The organism is Variovorax sp. GW823-FHT02B07 (genome assembly GCF_058797695.1).
Genome location: NZ_JBXAJX010000005.1, coordinates 1 through 17,269 on the forward strand (window position 1 = coordinate 1; position 17,269 = coordinate 17,269).

A 17,269-nucleotide genomic window follows, 5' to 3' on the forward strand; every position below is an offset into this window, starting at 1 on the left:
CTGGCCGACGTGCTGCGCGTGCACAGCGGCCAGGCCATCGGCGTGCTTGCGGGGGCGCAGAAGGCCGATGCGGACACGGGCCTGTCGGTCATCGCGGGCAACGACGACCTGGACTTCCAGGCGCAGCACGACGAGTTGCGCGTGCAGGCCAAGGAAGCGCTGAAGATCGCCAGCACCGACCAGACGGTGGAGTTCGCGGCCAAGAAGAAGATCCGCATCTCGACGGCGCAGGGCGCGTCGATCACGCTGCAGGATGGGGACATCACCTTCGAGTGTCCGGGGAAGATCACCTATCACGCGGTGCAGCGGAAGTTGGCCGGGCCGACAAGCTCGCCGTATGGGTTGCCGCTGTTCCCGCAGAGCATCTGCATCGAGTGCATGCTGAAGGCGGCACAAAGCGGAGCCCCCTTCTCCGCCTTGCAGTGAGCGTGGCGTTGGAATTCGCGACCGATCCGATCGACCCCCTCCACCTTGCCCATGCCGTGCAAGCGATGGTCGACGCCCAACCGTCATCCGTCGGCCTCTGGTTGCTGGTCGATGCGGCCTTGCTCGACCCGGCGCGCCTCGCATCGGTGCTGCGCCGCAACGAGTGGTCGCACGTCAATGCGCTGGCCAACACACCGTTGGAGGCCTATGGCGCAAGGGGACCGCAGCTGCTGGAGCTGCCACTGGACGACGAGGTGCGCACCGAGGGCTTGCGGCGCCTCGCCACGATCGACCCGGCGGCGCCCGCATTCAGCTGGATCGCCTCCAGCCACGCCGCTGCGGATTTGCAGGCCTGCTTCGGCTACCTTGCGCAGGCGCGGCACGACGGCTTGAAGCTGCACTGCCGCATGGGCGATGTGCGCGTGCTTCCGACGCTGCTTGCCACGCTGGCCGTGCCACAGGCACGGCGCGTGGCGCAGGCCATCTCGCAATGGCAATGGTTCGATCGCAGTGGTGCCGTGGTCGGCAACTGGCTTGCTGCTGATGGGAAGGACGATGTGGCCGATGCCCGCGACCATCTCGAACTCGATGCATCGCAATTCGCGACGCTCCTGGATGCCTCGGAAGCCGACGGCATCTTTGCGCAGCTGCTCGAGACGGTGTCGCAGCTGGTGCCGCAGACCGACCGGGCAGCGTTTCATCAGCGGCTCCAGCGCGCCCTCGCGGTTGCCACGCGCCTGCACGTGGCAGGCAACCCGGACCGGTTGCAGTTCGTGGTGCTCTCGCTGACCTGCGGCGATGACTTTTATCAGCATCCCGATCTGTCGGACACATGGAAGACCGTCGCACAAGGCTCCAGCCTGTCGGGCCTGATGAAGGGCTGGAGCGACGCGCTGTGGAAGGCGTTGGAGGGGAAGGCTTCATGAAGCGCATTGCTCTCCTGGTTCTTTGCGCGTTGGCGTTGTTGGAGGCTTGCAGCAGCAAGAAGCCGGCGGCTGAAAGCTACAGCGCCAACCTCAGTGCCTACAACCACACAGAGGACTACATCCACGAGTTCTATGTGGATGGGGCAGGTGGCGGCAATTCACGTCCTTACGGCGGTGGCGGCAGCTTTGTGTGCTGCATCTCCTATCCGGCCCAATGGCGCCCCGGGCTCAGCGCAACGGTGGAATGGACAACCTCGAGCGGAATTCCGGGCGACAGGCGGCCCGAGGCCATCAAGCCCACTTGGCACAAGAGAGTTGTCTCGATTGATCGATATGACGTCCCAGGCAGCACGCTCAACGTGCACTTCCTGGCCGAGGGCGATGTTCGATTGGTCATCTCCAGCAAGGGCTCCGGTGCCAAGGGCTACCCCGGCCCCGACTACCCGATGAAGCCACCGAGCTGGAAGTGGTGACTCAAGGCGAGCAAGAATTTTCGGAAACCCGACGAACAACACGTGAACGCATTGAAAGGCCACACGCCATGAAACGCCCAACGATCCTGACGCTTTGTGCACTGGCACTGCTGACGCTGCCACTGGTGGCTTGCAGCAGCAAGAAGCCGGCCGCCGAAAGCTACAGCGCCAACATCAGCGCCTACAACCACACGGAGGACTACATCCACCAGTTTTACGTGGATGGGGCCGGCGGCGGCAACTCGCGTCCGTATGGCGGCGGGGGCAGCTTTGTGTGCTGCGTCTCCTTTCCGGCGAAGTGGCGCGCCGGTCTCAACGCAACAGTGAAGTGGACGACCTCCAGCGGAATCCCGGGCGATACGCGACCTGATGCGATCAAGCCTCGCTGGCACGAAAAAATCGTGCCCATCGAAAAGTACGACGAGCCCGGTGGTCTCTTGAACGTGCACTTCCTGCCGAACAACGAGGTGCGGTTGATCATTTCCAACAAGAGAGCCGGCGCCAAGGACTATCCCGGGCCGGCCTACCCAGTGAAGCCTGCAGACTGGAAGTGGTGAACCGAGGCGACCAAGGGATATCTCGAGAGATCTGGGGGCAACACATGAATGAATTTTCTGAAGGCTGGTACGAAATCAGCTTCGACGCCAGCACCTATGACAAGCGCTGCCTCTACTTCAAGACCGCAGAACTCTGTACGGCCGAGTGCATCCTCAAGGAATCGGGGCTGCAGATACTGATGTGGTCGGAGGAACCGGGTCGGGCCATCGCGTGGAAACAGGAGTATCGGCCGCTACAAAATGCGCCCGCAGGCGACTGGTGGGACAAAGACCCGGGCGGCACGAACTACCAGCCCGCATTGCCTGGCGACCACTCCCGCGCAGACCGGACTCTGACCGCACGCGAGCTGTGCCAACGCGCCGCCAGCGCCGATCCGAGCAAGGCCGATGCCCTGAGTTGCGCCAAAGAGATTCACGTGGGCCTGTTTTTCGACGGCACCAACAACAACCTGGTTCGCGATGTGCCGGATCAAAGCCACACGAACGTGGTCAGCCTCTTCAACGCGCACAAGGACGACAAGGTCGAGAATTTCCGCTTCTACATACCCGGCGTCGGCACACACTTCCCCGAGATTGGCGAAGTCAAGGAATTGGACGCCGGTAAGCGCTTCGGCACCGGTGGCGAGGCGCGCATCCATTGGGCGTTGATACAGGTCTACAACGCCTTGCACATGGCCTATCACGATGTTCTGTTGATCCGGCCCGAGGAGGCGAAGACACTTTGTGTCGATCAATTGAAGACCAGCTGGCGCTTGGGCGACGACAAGATGGTCAGCATCTTCAAGGGCATTCAGGAGCGCCTGCTCAAAGCCATCAAGGACCAGCGGCCGCGCGTGACCAAGATGCATCTGTCGGTCTTCGGTTTTTCGCGCGGCGCGGCCGAAGCGCGCACCTTTTGCCAATGGATGCAGAAAGTCGCCGAAAACATGACGGTCGGCGAGGCGACGCTGGAGCTTCATTTCCTGGGCATCTTCGACACCGTGGCGTCCGTCGGGCTGGCCGATTCGGCGCCGATCTTCCAAGGCTTTCAGGACTGGGCCGATGACACCATGGACATCCATGGCGTCAACCAGACGGTTCACTACGTGGCAGCGCATGAAATACGCCAGTCGTTTCCGCTGTCCACGGCGCGCATCAGGGCCAAGAACTACCCGCCGAACACCAAGGAGTTCGTCTATCCCGGGGCACATTCCGATCTGGGTGGGGGCTATCCACCGAAATCCCAAGGCAAGGCCATCGAGGGACGAACCGCATTGCTCTCGCAGATCCCCTTGATGGACATGTATTTCGAGGCCTTGGCGGCGGGCGTGCGATTGGACAGCAAGTCCGAGATGCAAGGGGAAATACAAGCCGATTTCGCAGTCGCGCCCACCCTCGACAAGGCCTTCAGCAGCTACGCCGCCTGGACCACGGAAGAGGAAAAACAGAATGTTGCCAACGGCGGCGAGCCCGTGCAGAACCGCATGCGCTATCACATGGAACTGTATTGGCGCTGGCGCGCCTCCAAGAGCGACGAGGCCACCTTCAAGGCCATGGCGAGCTATGAAGCCTCCAACAAGCAGGACCGACAGGATCTCTGGGAGTCGGAACTCGACTGGCGTACGGACGTGCAAGCCGCTCAGGTGGCCAACCAGCCCAGGCGGGTGTTCGTTCCCAGAGCGGGCTACGTCGAGCAGCAGTCGCGTGCCGATGAGGTGCAAAGGCGCCTTCTGCGCGCCGTGGCTGCCGCCAAGGACGTCCCGCAAAGCGCCAACGACTTCTTCGACAAGTATGTCCATGACTCGCACGGCGGGTTCTGGATGCTCGGCCCCATCACGAAGGAAAACCGCGAGGACTTCGTGGCCGCCATCAAGCAGAAGAAGGCCACGCACGACCGGTTGTTGAAGGAATCGGAGGCGCAAGGCAACCCGGGCCGTGCAGGAAACATCCGCAATCAGGCTCGTGCCTATGAACTCAACAATTTCGAACGCCGCGTCATCGCGACGGATGCGAAAGAACCGGGAACACTGCCGCTGATGACAGATGCAGATGCGCAAGATCTGCGAGACAACGCGGGCACGACGGCGAAGATTGCATTGAAAATCCTGGGCACCGCCAGCCGCCGCGAGCCGCACGGCCATGGTCGCTACCGGCGCGTGTTCGACAAGAGTTGAAGAAGCTCGCTGCAGGTTCAGTCATCGCCCCGCAGAACCCGCAGCAACCAACTGCCCGGCCATCGCCGTTCAGTGACGCCGGATCAAGATGAACTTGATCGCCCTCGTCCTGGTGGTTGGCACCCTGCCATCGCTGGTGTGCACGCTCTTCCTGATCGGCCATCGCGTGCGTCCACATCCCTCATGGGCACCTCGCTTGAAGCAAGCCCGGCTGTTCGTGCTCGTGCTGGCCGGCACCGCGTTGCTCTACCTCGGTGCATGCCAAGCACTCATCGACGCACGCAATACAGGCGCGCGTCTCGAGACCTACATGGCCGCCGTGACCTTCGCACCCTGCATCGTTTCAGGACTCGTCGCCCTGTTCCTCAAGCCTTGACGGCCGGCCTCACTCACTCGATGCGCGCGATCGCCGTCCCGGCTGCCACATAGCCCCCCGCCGCCGCCGCGAACACGATGCGCCCCGCGCGGTGCGCCACGACCTGCATCTCCATCTTCATCGCCTCCATCACCGCGATGACCGCACCTTCGGCGACCTCGTCGCCGTCCGCGACTTTCCAGCCTTGCAACGTGCCCGACACCGGCGCAGCCACGGCGGCGGCATCGGCCGCTGGTGCGTTCGCAACGCCAGGCGCAGCAGCAGCACCCGCACCACCCGCCGACGCCAACCCACGCAGCAACTCCGCCGGCAGCCCCAGCGACATGCGCCGCCCGTCGATCTCGATGGCCGTGCGGTGCAGCGACGCATCCGGCAACGGATCAGGCCGCATGCCTGCCTTCTCGTCGTTCGCAAAGTCCGTCTCGATCCAGCGCGTGTGGACCTTGAAGGCGTCTTCCGACACGAAGTCGGGGTGCGCCATCACCGCGCGGTGAAACGGAAGCACCGTGGCCAGGCCTTCGATGCGGAATTCCTTGAGGGCGCGGCGTGCGCGCGCGATCGCCTGGGCGCGCGTGGCGCCGGTGACGATGAGCTTGGCCATCAGCGAGTCGAAGGTGCCGGGCACCTGCGAGCCGGCGTCCACGCCGGTGTCCACGCGCACGCCCGGGCCCGAGGGGGCGTCGAACACGTGGACGGGGCCGGGCGTCGGCAGGAAGCCGCGGCCCACGTCTTCGGCGTTGATGCGGAATTCGAAGGAGTGGCCGCGCGGTGCGGGCGTTTCCTTGACGGACAGCGGCAGGCCTTCGGCGATGCGCAGCTGTTCGATGACGAGGTCGATGCCGGTGGTCTCCTCGGTCACGGGATGCTCGACCTGCAGGCGCGTGTTGACTTCGAGGAAGGAGATGGCGCCGCTCGCGCTCAGCATGAACTCGACGGTGCCGGCGCCGGTGTAGCCGGCGGCCGCGCAGATGTCGCGTGCCGACTGGTGGATGCGCTCGCGCTGCGCGTCGCTCAGGAACGGCGCGGGTGCTTCTTCGACCAGCTTCTGGTTGCGCCGCTGCAGCGAGCAGTCGCGCGTGCCGAGCACGACGACGTTGCCGTGCGTGTCGGCGATCACCTGCGCCTCGACGTGGCGCGGGCGGTCGAGGAACTGCTCGACGTAGCACTCGCCACGGCCGAAGGCGGTGATGGCTTCGCGCACGGCCGATTCGTAGAGGCCTTCGACTTCGTCGAGCCGCCACGCGACCTTGATGCCACGCCCGCCGCCGCCGAAGGCCGCCTTGATGGCGATCGGCAGGCCGTGCTGTTCGGCAAAGGCGAGCACCTCGCCCGCGTTGCTGACCGGGTCGGCCGTGCCCGCGACGAGCGGCGCGCCAACCTTCAGTGCGAGCTTGCGGGCCTGCACCTTGTCGCCCAACGTGGCGATGGCCGAGGGCGAAGGGCCGATCCACGTCAGGCCGGCGTCGATCACGGCCTGCGCGAAGGCGGCGCTTTCCGAGAGGAAACCGTAGCCGGGATGCACGGCGTCGGCGCCGCTGCGCTTGGCGATGGCCAGCAGCTTGGGAATGTTGAGGTAGGTGTCGGCGGGGCGGTGGCCGTCCAGGCCGTAGGCCTCGTCGGCGTGGCGCACGTGCAGCGCATTGAGGTCGGGATCGGCGTAGACGGCGACCGACTGCACGCCGTGGTCGGCGCAAGCACGCGCGATGCGCACGGCGATTTCGCCGCGGTTGGCGATCAGGACTTTTTTCATCGCAGGACTCTCGATCTCAAATCAAAGTTCGATGGCGCCGTGGCCGGCCATCGGTTGGAAGCGGACGCGGGCGTTCACGGGAATCTGCCCCGCACGGTCCAGGTGGTGGGTGGCGACCGACGCGATCACGGGGTAGCCGCCGGTGAGCGGGTGGTCGGCAAGGAACAGCACGGGCTGGCCGCTGGGCGGCACCTGGATCGAGCCGCGCGCCGTGCCTTCGCTGGGCAGCTCGGCGCTGTTCGCGCGCACCAGCGGTTGCTCGCCGTTCAGGCGGATGCCGACGCGGTTCGACTGCGGCGTCACCGACCACGGCTGGCTGCACAGGCGCTCGACGGCGTCGGCGGTGAACCAGTCGGTGCGCGGGCCGAGCACGATGTCGAGCACGACTTCTTCCTGCACGGTGGGCAGGTCGATGGGCGGCACTTCGGTGGCGCCGACGACGGCGCCAACGGCAACGCTGCGCACGGGCAACACGTCGCCCGCCACCACGGCGGGCGGGCCAATGCGGGCCAGCGTGTCGGTCGCGCAGCTGCCGAGCACGGGCGCCACGGCAAAGCCGCCGCGCACAGACAGATAGCTGCGGATGCCGGCGACGGGCTCACCGAAGGTGACGGTGTCGCCGTCGGCCAGCGCGATGGGCTGGTAGCGCAGCAGCGGCCATTGCGCGCCGTCGGCGCGGGTCAGCGTGAGCGGGCCGTCGGCGCCGGTGACGGCCATCACGGCGTCGCCGCGGCAGACGAACTGGAAGCCGCCGTAGGCGAGCTCCAGGCAAGCCGCATCCGACGCATTGCCGACCAATCGATTGGCCGCCTGCAGCGAGCGCTGGTCCATCGCGCCGGAGGCGGACACGCCCTGCCGGGCCTGGCCATGGCGGCCGCCGTCCTGCCACAGCGCTTGCAAGCCAGCGGCGCGGACCTCGAAGGCACTGCCGCCTTCGACGGCAGCAGGCGCGGGCGCCGCGACAACGCTCTCGACGACAGGCAACGCCACCTTCAACGACGTGGCATCGACAAAGCGCACCGCATCGCCCGGCTGCAGCAGCGCGGGCGTCTCGCGCGACAGGTCCCACATGGGCGTGTCGGTCACGCCGATGATCTGCCAGCCGCCGGGGCTGGCCTGCGGGTACACGCCGCTGAAGCTGCCCGCGAGGCCGACCGCGCCTGCGGGAATGCGGGTGCGCGGCACCGCGCGGCGCGGCACGTTCAGGCTGGGGTGGCCGCCGCTCAGATAGGCGAAGCCGGGCGCGAAGCCGGTGAAGGCGACGGTGTAGTCGCTGCCGGTGTGGCGGCGCACCAGCTCGTCGGGCGTGATGCCGAGCAGGCCGGCCACTTCGGCGATGTCTTCGCCGTCGTAGCGCACGGGAATCTCGATGCGCTTGTCGATGCGCGTCTCGCGGGCATCGAGCTTTCGCTGGCGCACGGCGTGTGCCAATGCGGCGGCCGACAGCACGGCGGGGCGGAAGGTGATGAGGATGGTGCGCGCGGCGGGCACCAGCTCGTCGATGCCGGCGACAGGCTCGGCGCGCAGCGAGGCCAGCAGCGCGAGCGTCTGCGCCAGGTCGTCGAGCTCGACCAGCACGGCATTCAGGTTGACGCGAAGAAAGCGCATCGATGTCGTCATGCGGTGGTGGCCTCGGCGAAGGGGCGGATCGTCACGCCGGCCTGCACGAGCCGCTCACGCACGCGGCGCGCCATCTCGACCGCGCCGGGGCTGTCGCCGTGCACGCAGATCGAATCGGCGCGGATGCGCACCACGCTGCCGTCGATGGCGGTGACGGTGCCTTCGTTGGCCAGCCGCAGCATGCGCTCGGCCACGTCGTTCGCGTCGTGCAGCACGGCGCCGGGTTCGCGGCGCGACACCAGCGTGCCCTGCGGCGTGTAGGCGCGGTCGGCGAAGGCCTCGGCCACCACGCGCAGGCCCTGGGCCTCGGCCCAGCCCACGAGCGGCGAACCTGCGAGCGCGACGAGCACGAGGCTGGCGTCGATCTCGTGCAAGGCCGCGATCACGTCGCGCGCCTGTCGCTCGTCGTGCGCGATGGTGTTGTACAGCGCGCCGTGCGGCTTCACGTAGCGCACCTCGGTGCCGGCCGCGGCGGCCAGGCCCTTCAGGGCGCCGATCTGGTAGATGACGTCGGCGCGCAGGTCGGCGCTGTCGACGTCCATGTTGCGGCGGCCGAAGCCGACGAGGTCGCGGTAGGCCACGTGGGCGCCCACTGCAACGCCGCGTTCCTTCGCCTGGCGCAGCGTGCGCAGGATGCCCGCGGGGTCGCCGGCGTGGAAGCCGCAGGCCACGTTGGCGCTGCTGACGATGTCGAGCATGGCGGCGTCGTCGCCCATGCGCCAGACGCCGAGGCTTTCGCCGAGGTCACTGTTCAAGTCGATGTTCATCGGGGGTCTCCGGCGTGCACCGCACGCCTCAGGAATCAATGCAGCCGGCCGGCGGTTTCGCGCACGTCGTGGCGCAAGGTGAGCGCGGTGCGGATCGCCACGCGGAAGGCCTCCACCTGCGCGGCCAGCGCCATGCTCGCCACGCCGGGTTTCGAGGCGGCCTGCTCGGGCAGGTAGGGCACGTGGACGAAGCCGCCGCGCGTGTGCGCCAGTGCCGGGCGCGTCGCGAGCCGGTGCATGAGCGCGTAGAAGATGTGGTTGCACACGAAGGTGCCGGCGCTGTTGGACACGGCCGCGGGCAAGCCCGCCGCGCGCATGTCGCGCACCATGGCCTTGATCGGCAGCGTCGAGAAATAGGCCGCCGGGCCGTCCCTGACCACGGGCAGGTCGATGGGCTGCTGGCCGGCGTTATCGGGAATGCGCGCGTCGTCGATGTTCAGCGCGGCGCGCTCCATCGAGATCTCGGTGCGCCCGCCCGCCGCGCCGATGCACAGCACCAGCTGCAGCGGCGAGCCGATCAATGCGGCGTCGAGCGTGTCGATGGCGCGGCCGAACACGCAGGGCAGCTGCACCGCCTGCACCACGGCGCCTTCGCAGGCCCAGCCATCGAGCGCGCGGGCGATCTCCCACGCGGGGTTGACCGGGTCGTTCTCGAAGGGCTCGAAGCCCGCGAGCAGCACGCGGCGTGCCTTGGCATCGGTGGCGGTGGTCATGCGCGGTGCCTCAGCGGAACATCAGGAAGTACAGCAGGAAGATGTTGACCACCAGCAGCGCGGCCGCCGTGGGTATCTGCACCTTGATCACCGCGTTCTTGTCGGGCAGCTCCAGCAGGGCCGCGGGCACGATGTTGAAGTTGGCCGCCATCGGCGTCATGAGCGTGCCGCAGTAGCCCGAGAACATGCCGATGGCCGCCATCACGGCCGGGTCGCCGTGGTACACGCCCACCAGCACCGGCACGCCGACGCCGCCCGTCATCACCGGGAAGGCCGCGAAGCCGTTGCCCATGATGATGGTGAACAGCGCCATGCCCAGCACATACACGGCCACGGCGACGAAGCGGATGTCCATGTTGATGTAGCTGGTGGTGATGTGCGCCACCGCCTTGCCCACGCCGGCGTCGGAGAACACCAGGCCCAGCATGCCCAGCATCTGCGGCAGCACCACGGCCCAGCCGAGCGCGTCGGTCAGGCGGCGCGACTCGCGCATGCCCTGCACGGGCGTCTCGCGCGTCAGCCAGCAGGCCAGCGCCAACGCCACCACGCAGCCGATGCCCAGGCTCACCAGCGTGGTGTTCTTGGGGTCGAGCAGCAGCGTGCCGCCGAGCTTGATGTGGCTCATGCCCACGGTGCCGATCACGGTGACCAGCGGGATCGCCAGCGCCGGAATGAACAGCTTGTTGCCCAGGCGCGTAGCGCTGGCCTGGTACTGCTCGGGCGTGGGCTCGCGGTGCTTGCCCGCGCCGACGCCGCGCAGGCCGGCAATGACGGCCATGCCGATCGCACCGGCGCCCACGAGCGCAGGCGGCAGCTTGTCGCCGACCAGGAAGACCAGTGCATAGATGCCCCAGAAGAGCGCGCTGGTGTAGCGCTTGGGATGCTGGCGGTCGGCCAGCGTCATCACGGCCGTGACGGCGAGGATGAAGCCGACCAGGAGGTACAGGTGCTGGATCGAGAGAATCATGATGCTCAGCGTCCTTCCTTGGCGGGCACGGCGGTGGCGGGCACGTCGGCCTCTACGGCGCCGCCCAGCTCACGGGCCAGCGCCTGGTCGAGCCGGCGCAGGCGCCAGGCGTGGATGATGAAAGCGGCGATGGCCGTGGGAATGCCCCACATCGCGATGTGCAGCGGCTCCACGTCAATGCCGGCTTCGTGCAGGAAGGTGGTCATCAGCACGATGGCGCCGAAGGCCACGAAGATGTCTTCGCCGAAGAACAGGCCCACGTTGTCGGTGGCCGCGGCATAGGCGCGCAGCTTGTGACGGATGCGGTCGGGCAGCTTGCCGTAGCGCGTCTCGGTGGCGCCTTCGGCCATCGGCGCGAGCAGCGGACGCACCATCTGCGGATGGCCGCCCAGGCTGGTCAGGCCCATGGCCGCCGTGAGTTCACGCGCGGCGAGGTAGACGATCAGCAGGCGACCGGCGGTGGCCGACTTGATGCGGCTGATCCAGTTCTGCGCGTGCTGGCGCAGGCCGTGGCGCTCCAGCAGGCCGATCACCGCCAGCGGCAGAAGAATGATCAGCGGCAGGTTGCGCGTCTTGATGAAGCCGGTGCCGATGGCCGTGAGGATCGCCATCGGGCCGAAGCCGGCGGCGAACGCCGTGACGATGGCCGTGACGATCACCACCAGCATCGGATTGAAGCGCAGGATGAATCCCGCAATGATCACGGCCACGCCGATCAGCGGCCACAGGGGGACTTCAGGTGTCATGGTTGGTCTTTCGTTGCAATGCAAAACACCGGCGCAGGGGCACCGGTGCGGTCGATTGATGCAAACCTCATGCCAATGAATGAGCAATTCATTTCTTATGAATCACTCATTTCAAACAAGTTGTTGAACAATTTTATGTAGTGTGCCCAACAACAGTGCCTGAATACCCCCATGAAAACCCTGAAACGGGCGCGTTTCGGTGCACGACTAGGCGTGGCACGGGGGCGGTCTGTTACAACGCAGGCTCGCTGCGCCCCTCTCTTTTCCCCTCCGACCGACCGGCATGACCCGACTGGATTCCCCCGCTTCCCCCGCCTCGCCGGCCGCCGGCGCGCTCACGCTCAACGACCGCGTGGCCGAGCTGATCCGCCAGAAGATCGTGAAGGGCGAGTTCTCGCCGGGGCAGCGGCTGTCGGAGGCCGCGCTGGCCGACAGCCTGGAGATTTCGCGCAACACCCTGCGCGAGGTGTTCCGCACGCTGACCAAGGAAGGCCTGCTCAAGCACGCGCCCAACCGCGGCGTGTTCGTGGCGGTGCCGAGCATCGCGTCGATCATCGACATCTACCGCGTGCGCCGGCTCATCGAGTGCCAGGCGCTGGCGCAGGCCTACCCGCGCCACCCCGCCAAGAAGCACATGCGCGAGGCGGTCGAGATGGCGCTGAAATGCCGCGACGCCGGCGACTGGCTCGGCGTGGGCACGGCCAACATGGAGTTCCACAAGGGCATCGTCGAGCTGGCCGACAGCGAGCGGCTGAACGTGCTGTTCGCCCACATCCTGGTCGAGCTGCGGCTGGCCTTCGGGCTGCTGAAAGACCCGGAGTTCCTGCACGCGCCCTACGTGGACATGAACACGAAGCTGCTCGAACTCATCGAGGCCGGCAAGTTCGCCGAAGGCTCGGCGGCGCTGAACGACTACCTGATCCACTCCGAGCGCATCGTGCTGGCCGTCTACGCGCGGCAGATGACGGACGTGGAATAGGTCGCCCCGGCTTCGCATCGGCATGCCTGTGCGGGCGAGGTGCTGAAATAATGACCACCCCGCCACCCCCACCGCCGGATGCGCCATGACCCTGTCCGCCTACCTGCTGTTCCTGCCCGCCTGCTTCGCCATCAACATGGCCTTCGGCCCCAACAACCTGCTGTCGGTCACCAACGGCGCCAAGCACGGCGTGTCGCCGGCCGTGATCGCGGCGAGCGGCCGGCTCGTGGCCTTCGCGGTCATGATCGCCATCGCGGGCCTGGGCATGGGCGCGGTGCTGGTGGCGTCGGAGCTGGCCTTCGACGTCATCAAGTACATCGGTGCCGCGTACCTCGTGTGGATCGGCGTCCGGCTGCTGCGCGCGCCGGCACCGACTGCGCAGGTGCAGGCGCACGAGGCCGCGCCGCCGTCGATGCGCGCGCTGGTGCGCCAGGAGTTCACGGTGGCGGCCGGCAACCCGAAAGCCATCCTGGTGTTCACCGCCTTCTTCCCGCAGTTCGTGGTGCCTGGCGCGTACGCGTCGAGCTACGTGCTGCTGGGCGTGACCTTCCTGGTGTTCGAGCTGGTCGCGATCGCGCTGTATGCGCTGCTCGGCGCGCGCATGCGCCGGCTGGCCAATGGCAGCCGCGCGATGCGCTGGTTCAACCGCGTGAGCGGCAGCATGATGGTCGGCTTCGGGCTGATCCTCGCGTTCACGCGCCGGCCTGCTTGAGTGCCCGACCGCACGGCGGTCAGCACTCGACGATGTTCACGGCGAGGCCGCCGCGCGAGGTTTCCTTGTACTTGGTCTTCATGTCCGCGCCGGTCTGCATCATGGTCTGGATGACCTTGTCCAGCGACACGAAGTGCGAGCCGTCGCCGCGCAGGGCCATGCGCGCCGCATTGATGGCTTTCACCGCGCCCATCGCGTTGCGCTCGATGCACGGGATCTGAACCAGACCGCTGACCGGGTCGCAGGTCATGCCCAGGTTGTGTTCCATGCCGATCTCGGCGGCGTTCTCGACCTGGCCGGGCGTGCCACCCATCACCGCGGCGAGCGCGCCCGCCGCCATCGAGCAGGCCACGCCGACCTCGCCCTGGCAGCCGACCTCGGCGCCCGAGAGCGAGCCGTTCTTCTTGTAGAGGATGCCGATGGCGGCCGCAGTGAGCAAGAAATCGACCACCGCCTCGTCGCCCGCGCCGGGAAAGAAGCGCTGGTGGTAATGCAGCACCGCCGGGATCACGCCCGCCGCGCCGTTGGTGGGCGCGGTGACCACGCGTCCACCGGCCGCGTTCTCTTCGTTGACGGCCATGGCGTACAGGTTGACCCAGTCCATCGCCGCGAGCGGGTCGGGCGCCGCCTGCGCCGTGCCATTGCCCTGCAGTTGCCCGAACAGGTCGGCCGCGCGCCGCCGCACCTGCATGCGCCCGGGCAGGGTGCCGGTGCTCGCGCAGCCGCGCCGCACGGCGCCGGCCATCGCGTCCCACACCTGCAGCAATTCCGATCGCACCTCGGCCTGCGGCCGCCACTGCGTTTCGTTGGCCATCATCAGCGCGGCGATCGACAGGCCCTGCGCCCGGCATTGCGCCAACAGCTCCGCGCCGGTGTCGAAGGCGAAGGGCAGCGCGGCCGGCGCCGGGCGCTGCACGCCGGCTTCGTTGCGCACGCTCTCGCCCTGCGCATCGACGACGAAGCCGCCGCCGACCGAGAAGTAGTCCGCCTCAGCCAAGGTCTGGCCCTGCGCGTCGAGCGCGATGAAGCGCAGGCCGTTCGGGTGCCGAGGCAGGCTCTTGCGCAGGAAGAGCAGGTGCTCTTTCTCGTCGAACGCCACGGCGTGCGTGCCGAGCAGGTGCAGCCGCCGCTCGCGCCGGATGGCCGCGATGGCGGGCTCGATGGTGTCGGGATCGATCCGGTCCGGCCGGTGGCCTGCGAGCCCGAGCAGCACGGCGCGGTCGGTGCCGTGGCCGCGGCCGGTGGCGCTCAGCGAACCGTACAGCTGCGTCACCAGCGCGGCCACCTGCGGCAGCAGGCCTTGCGCTTGCAGCAGGCAGGCGAACTGGCGCGCCGCGATCATCGGCCCGACCGTGTGCGAGCTCGAGGGGCCGATGCCGATCTTGAACAGATCGAAGGCGCTGACCGGCGTCGAAGGCGCCTTCGCCGTACTCGTCACCGCGCCTTCACCGCCAGGTTCCACAGCGCCACGAGCTGCTCGTACTCCGCCGAGGCCGCTTCCTGGTCGAGCGGGAAGACCTTGATGGCGCTCAGGTCGGGCAGCGAGGTGAGCTTGGACACCGCGATGTCACTGCGCACCGGACGACGGAAGTTCTTCACCAGCAGCTCCTGCTGCGTCTCCTTGCTCAGCAGGCCGTTGTAGAGCGCGACGGCGGCGTCCATGTTCTTCGCGCCCTTCACGATGAACATGCCTTCGGGCGCCAGGTAGCTGCCCTCGGTCGGGTACACCAGCTTGATCTCCTTCTGGCCGCCCGCCACGTACTCCTGCGCCGCGTACTCGATGGTCAGGCCCACCGGGTACTCGCCGGCGGCCACGCCCTTGTAGGTGCTGCCCGACGACGCGGTGACGACCGCGTTGGCCGCCAGCTTGCCCAGGCCGTCGCGGCCAAACTGCTTGAGCAGGCCGTACACCAGCATGTAGGCCGTGGCGCTCTTGCTCGGGTCGGTGATGGCGAATTTGCCCTTCCACTCGGGGCGCATCAGGTCCGACCAGGTCTTGGGCGCGGGCATGCCCTTGAGCTGACGCTCGTTGACCATCATCACCATGACGTGCACATTGGTGCCGACCCACAGGTCGTTCGGGCCGCGAAAGGCCGCGGGCACGGCCGCGAGGTCGGGCGACTTGTAGGGCGCCATCTGGTCCTTGTAGGCGCCCAGCGTGCCGAAGCCGCCGCTCCACAGCACGTCGCCGCGCGGGTTCTTGGCCTCGGCCTGGATGCGCTTCATCAGCGTGCCGGTGCCGCCCGTGACCTGCTGCACCGTGAGCCCGGGCGCCTTCTTCTTGACCACGGCCAGCGCGGTCTCGACGGTCTCGGTGTTGTTGGACGAATAGAGCACCACCGTCTGCGCACCCGCGACGCCCGCCGTGAGGGCCAGGGTCGCGAACGCGCATTTCGCCAGGGACTTGAAGGACATGAAAACCTCGCAGGTTGAAGTGAATGGGTGGGTCATTTGCTGGAGAACAGGTTGATGCGGAACACCTTGATCGCCACCACGATGGGCAGCAGGATCACGCTGACCAGCGCCGCGCCGTAGGCCGAGGCCAGGCCCAGGCGCCCGCCGTCGACCTGGCGGAAGATGGCGATGGGCATGGTCTCCAGGCCGCCCGTGTAGACCACGATGGAGGCCGACAGCTCTGAGATCGTGGTCACCCACATCAGGATGGCGGCCGAGATGATCGAGGCCTTCATGGCCGGCAGCAGCACCTTGAAGAAGGTCTTCAGCGGCGACACGCCCAGGCTGATCGAAGCCTCTTCGATCGAGTCCGAGATGTTGAACAGCGTCGACGACGCGTTGCGCACCGCGAAGGGCAGGCGACGCACCGTGTAGCACAGCACCATGATCCCCGAGGTGCCCGCCAGCACCAGCCAGCCGGTGTTGAAGGTCTGCACCAGCGCAATGCCCAGCACCGTGCCCGAGATGGTCAGCGGCAGCACCACGATGTAGTCCAGCAGCTGGGTGAAGGGGTTGCGCTTCTTGATCGTCAGGTAGCTCACGAGCACCGCGAAGGCCACGCCCACCACGGTGGCCATCGAGGCGAACTTCAGCGAGTTGATGATCGGCTCGGGCGCGCCGCGCAGCGCGCGCTCCAGGCTGGACAGCGACCACTGGCCCCAGCGCATCACGGGCCCGCTGGTCTCGGTGAAGGCGCCCACGAAGACGATGAGCAGCGGCAGCATCGACAGCACGACGATGACGCCCACGCTGAGCGTGTAGAACACCGCCGCGCCCGAGCGCACGCGCACCACGGCGGGCGCGCGGCCCTGCGTCATCGTGTAGATCTTGCGTTCGACCACGCGCTTCTGGAAAAACAGCACGATGGCCACGATGCCGATCGACACCACCGACATCGCGCTTTGCAGCGTGGGGCTGCCGCCCATCTCGCCGACGAAGGCGTTGTACGTCATGACCGACAGCAGCGGCACGCTGCTGCCCAGCACCACCGACAGCGCGAAGTTGCCCACCACCAGCGTGAACACCACCAGCGCATTGACCAGCACCGCGGGCAGGATCACCGGCACCAGCACGCGCAGCTTGGTCACCAGCGGCGAGGTGCCCAGGCTCAGGCCGGCCTCTTCGAGCTGGCCGTCGAAGCCGCGCAGCGCGGCCAGCACGCCCAGGTAGATGTAGGTGTAGTAGACCAAGGTCATGGAGAACACCATGCCGGTCCAGCCGTAGAAGGTCGGCAGCGTGATGCCCGCGCCCGCGAGCAGGTTGGTCACCAGCCCGTTGTTGCCCAGCAGCAGCAGCCACGACTGGCCGACGATGATCTCGGGGATCACGATGGTCATGATCGGCAGCACCGCCACCAGGTTCTTCAGCGGGAAGTCGTAGCGCGCCACCATGTACGCGAAGGGCACGCCCACGGCCACGGTGCAGGCCGTGACCGACACGCCGAGCACCAGCGTGTTGCGGAACGCGAGCAGGTACTCGCTGTCCTGCAGCAAGGTGATGAAGCCGGACAGCGAGAACGCGCCCGACTCGTCGCGCACGCTGTTCACGAACAGCGTGCCCAGCGGGTAGAACACGAAGAACAGCAGCAGCACGAGGCTGAGCAGGGTCAGGAAACCCCAGGGCCACCAGTTGATTTTCATGGCGTGCGTG

At 67.2% G+C, this 17,269-nt stretch carries 17 protein-coding genes; 8 read left to right on the top strand and 9 right to left on the bottom strand.

The features are described 5' to 3' along the window. The 6 genes from AC1RGU_RS23535 to AC1RGU_RS23560 form a co-directional block, all read left to right on the top strand. Nucleotides 1-426: DUF2345 domain-containing protein (locus AC1RGU_RS23535; RefSeq protein WP_492698297.1), on the top strand; the 426-nt coding region annotated here is incomplete at its 5' end. 8 nt (nucleotides 427-434) lie between these two features. Then, entirely contained in the window at nucleotides 435-1,352 is a 918-nt protein-coding gene (locus AC1RGU_RS23540; RefSeq protein WP_492698299.1) for a DUF4123 domain-containing protein, read from the top strand. Next, nucleotides 1,349-1,825, top strand: coding sequence for a DUF3304 domain-containing protein (locus AC1RGU_RS23545; protein ID WP_492698301.1), 477 nt, complete (start codon nucleotides 1,349-1,351; stop codon nucleotides 1,823-1,825). Before AC1RGU_RS23540 ends, AC1RGU_RS23545 begins: the two co-directional genes overlap by 4 nt. Nucleotides 1,826-1,893: 68 nt before the next feature. Further along, a complete protein-coding gene (locus AC1RGU_RS23550) occupies nucleotides 1,894-2,382 on the top strand; it encodes a DUF3304 domain-containing protein (RefSeq protein WP_492698303.1) in 489 nt (162 codons plus the stop codon). A 44-nt stretch (nucleotides 2,383-2,426) separates the two neighbouring features. Beyond that, nucleotides 2,427-4,535 (top strand): T6SS phospholipase effector Tle1-like catalytic domain-containing protein, encoded by a 2,109-nt coding sequence (locus AC1RGU_RS23555; RefSeq protein ID WP_492698305.1) that lies wholly within the window; start codon nucleotides 2,427-2,429, stop codon nucleotides 4,533-4,535. A gap of 88 nt (nucleotides 4,536-4,623) precedes the next feature. Then, the gene (locus AC1RGU_RS23560; protein WP_492698307.1) at nucleotides 4,624-4,911 is read left to right on the top strand and encodes a hypothetical protein; all 288 of its coding nucleotides are present in this window, start codon (nucleotides 4,624-4,626) and stop codon (nucleotides 4,909-4,911) included. 13 nt (nucleotides 4,912-4,924) lie between these two features. Here the strand turns inward: AC1RGU_RS23560 and AC1RGU_RS23565 are convergent, their stop codons facing one another. Genes AC1RGU_RS23565 through AC1RGU_RS23590 form a run of 6 tightly spaced genes read right to left on the bottom strand, consistent with a single transcriptional unit; the run spans nucleotide 4,925 to nucleotide 11,474 of the window. Next, complete coding sequence (locus tag AC1RGU_RS23565; protein ID WP_492698309.1) at nucleotides 4,925-6,661, bottom strand: acetyl/propionyl/methylcrotonyl-CoA carboxylase subunit alpha; 1,737 nt, start codon at nucleotides 6,659-6,661, stop codon at nucleotides 4,925-4,927. A gap of 21 nt (nucleotides 6,662-6,682) precedes the next feature. Next, nucleotides 6,683-8,269, bottom strand: a complete 1,587-nt coding sequence (locus tag AC1RGU_RS23570; protein ID WP_492698616.1) for a 5-oxoprolinase subunit B/C family protein — start codon at nucleotides 8,267-8,269, stop codon at nucleotides 6,683-6,685. Between the two features lie 8 nt (nucleotides 8,270-8,277). Beyond that, entirely contained in the window at nucleotides 8,278-9,048 is a 771-nt protein-coding gene (locus AC1RGU_RS23575) for a LamB/YcsF family protein (RefSeq protein WP_492698311.1), read from the bottom strand. A 35-nt stretch (nucleotides 9,049-9,083) separates the two neighbouring features. Further along, the gene (pcp, locus tag AC1RGU_RS23580) at nucleotides 9,084-9,761 is read right to left on the bottom strand and encodes a pyroglutamyl-peptidase I (protein WP_492698313.1); all 678 of its coding nucleotides are present in this window, start codon (nucleotides 9,759-9,761) and stop codon (nucleotides 9,084-9,086) included. Nucleotides 9,762-9,771: 10 nt separating this feature from the next. After that, nucleotides 9,772-10,728 (bottom strand): DUF979 domain-containing protein, encoded by a 957-nt coding sequence (locus AC1RGU_RS23585; RefSeq protein WP_062477418.1) that lies wholly within the window; start codon nucleotides 10,726-10,728, stop codon nucleotides 9,772-9,774. A gap of 5 nt (nucleotides 10,729-10,733) precedes the next feature. Beyond that, on the bottom strand, nucleotides 10,734-11,474 hold the full coding sequence (locus AC1RGU_RS23590) for a DUF969 domain-containing protein (RefSeq protein ID WP_492698315.1): 741 nt from the start codon (nucleotides 11,472-11,474) through the stop codon (nucleotides 10,734-10,736). Between the two features lie 283 nt (nucleotides 11,475-11,757). On the opposite strand from AC1RGU_RS23590, the gene AC1RGU_RS23595 reads away from it, so the two are divergent. Then, a complete protein-coding gene (locus AC1RGU_RS23595) occupies nucleotides 11,758-12,453 on the top strand; it encodes a GntR family transcriptional regulator (protein ID WP_390347919.1) in 696 nt (231 codons plus the stop codon). Between the two features lie 85 nt (nucleotides 12,454-12,538). After that, nucleotides 12,539-13,165: a LysE family translocator gene (locus AC1RGU_RS23600; RefSeq protein ID WP_159279239.1), complete on the top strand. Its 627-nt coding sequence runs from the start codon at nucleotides 12,539-12,541 to the stop codon at nucleotides 13,163-13,165. A 19-nt stretch (nucleotides 13,166-13,184) separates the two neighbouring features. Here the strand turns inward: AC1RGU_RS23600 and AC1RGU_RS23605 are convergent, their stop codons facing one another. From AC1RGU_RS23605 to AC1RGU_RS23615, 3 genes are read right to left on the bottom strand one after another with little or no spacing between them, the layout of a single operon-like run. Then, complete coding sequence (locus AC1RGU_RS23605; RefSeq protein WP_492698317.1) at nucleotides 13,185-14,603, bottom strand: L-serine ammonia-lyase; 1,419 nt, start codon at nucleotides 14,601-14,603, stop codon at nucleotides 13,185-13,187. Next, nucleotides 14,600-15,580, bottom strand: coding sequence for an ABC transporter substrate-binding protein (locus tag AC1RGU_RS23610; RefSeq protein ID WP_307637652.1), 981 nt, complete (start codon nucleotides 15,578-15,580; stop codon nucleotides 14,600-14,602). The genes AC1RGU_RS23605 and AC1RGU_RS23610 overlap by 4 nt, the downstream gene beginning before the upstream one ends. 32 nt (nucleotides 15,581-15,612) lie before the next feature. Further along, nucleotides 15,613-17,259, bottom strand: a complete 1,647-nt coding sequence (locus AC1RGU_RS23615) for an ABC transporter permease (RefSeq protein WP_492698320.1) — start codon at nucleotides 17,257-17,259, stop codon at nucleotides 15,613-15,615. Nucleotides 17,260-17,269 lie beyond the last annotated feature (10 nt).

Excerpts from the sequence above, each read along its gene's own strand:
- AC1RGU_RS23560 (WP_492698307.1), top strand. The coding sequence starts at position 4,624 with ATGAACTTGATCGCCCTCGTCCTGGTGGTTGGCACCCTGCCATCGCTG.
- AC1RGU_RS23600 (WP_159279239.1), top strand. The coding sequence starts at position 12,539 with ATGACCCTGTCCGCCTACCTGCTGTTCCTGCCCGCCTGCTTCGCCATC.
- AC1RGU_RS23555 (WP_492698305.1), top strand. The coding sequence starts at position 2,427 with ATGAATGAATTTTCTGAAGGCTGGTACGAAATCAGCTTCGACGCCAGC.
- AC1RGU_RS23585 (WP_062477418.1), bottom strand. The coding sequence starts at position 10,728 with ATGATTCTCTCGATCCAGCACCTGTACCTCCTGGTCGGCTTCATCCTC.
- AC1RGU_RS23590 (WP_492698315.1), bottom strand. The coding sequence starts at position 11,474 with ATGACACCTGAAGTCCCCCTGTGGCCGCTGATCGGCGTGGCCGTGATC.
- AC1RGU_RS23545 (WP_492698301.1), top strand. The coding sequence starts at position 1,349 with ATGAAGCGCATTGCTCTCCTGGTTCTTTGCGCGTTGGCGTTGTTGGAG.
- pcp (WP_492698313.1), bottom strand. The coding sequence starts at position 9,761 with ATGACCACCGCCACCGATGCCAAGGCACGCCGCGTGCTGCTCGCGGGC.
- AC1RGU_RS23575 (WP_492698311.1), bottom strand. The coding sequence starts at position 9,048 with ATGAACATCGACTTGAACAGTGACCTCGGCGAAAGCCTCGGCGTCTGG.
- AC1RGU_RS23615 (WP_492698320.1), bottom strand. The coding sequence starts at position 17,259 with ATGAAAATCAACTGGTGGCCCTGGGGTTTCCTGACCCTGCTCAGCCTC.
- AC1RGU_RS23610 (WP_307637652.1), bottom strand. The coding sequence starts at position 15,580 with ATGTCCTTCAAGTCCCTGGCGAAATGCGCGTTCGCGACCCTGGCCCTC.
- AC1RGU_RS23570 (WP_492698616.1), bottom strand. The coding sequence starts at position 8,269 with ATGCGCTTTCTTCGCGTCAACCTGAATGCCGTGCTGGTCGAGCTCGAC.
- AC1RGU_RS23565 (WP_492698309.1), bottom strand. The coding sequence starts at position 6,661 with ATGAAAAAAGTCCTGATCGCCAACCGCGGCGAAATCGCCGTGCGCATC.
- AC1RGU_RS23595 (WP_390347919.1), top strand. The coding sequence starts at position 11,758 with ATGACCCGACTGGATTCCCCCGCTTCCCCCGCCTCGCCGGCCGCCGGC.
- AC1RGU_RS23550 (WP_492698303.1), top strand. The coding sequence starts at position 1,894 with ATGAAACGCCCAACGATCCTGACGCTTTGTGCACTGGCACTGCTGACG.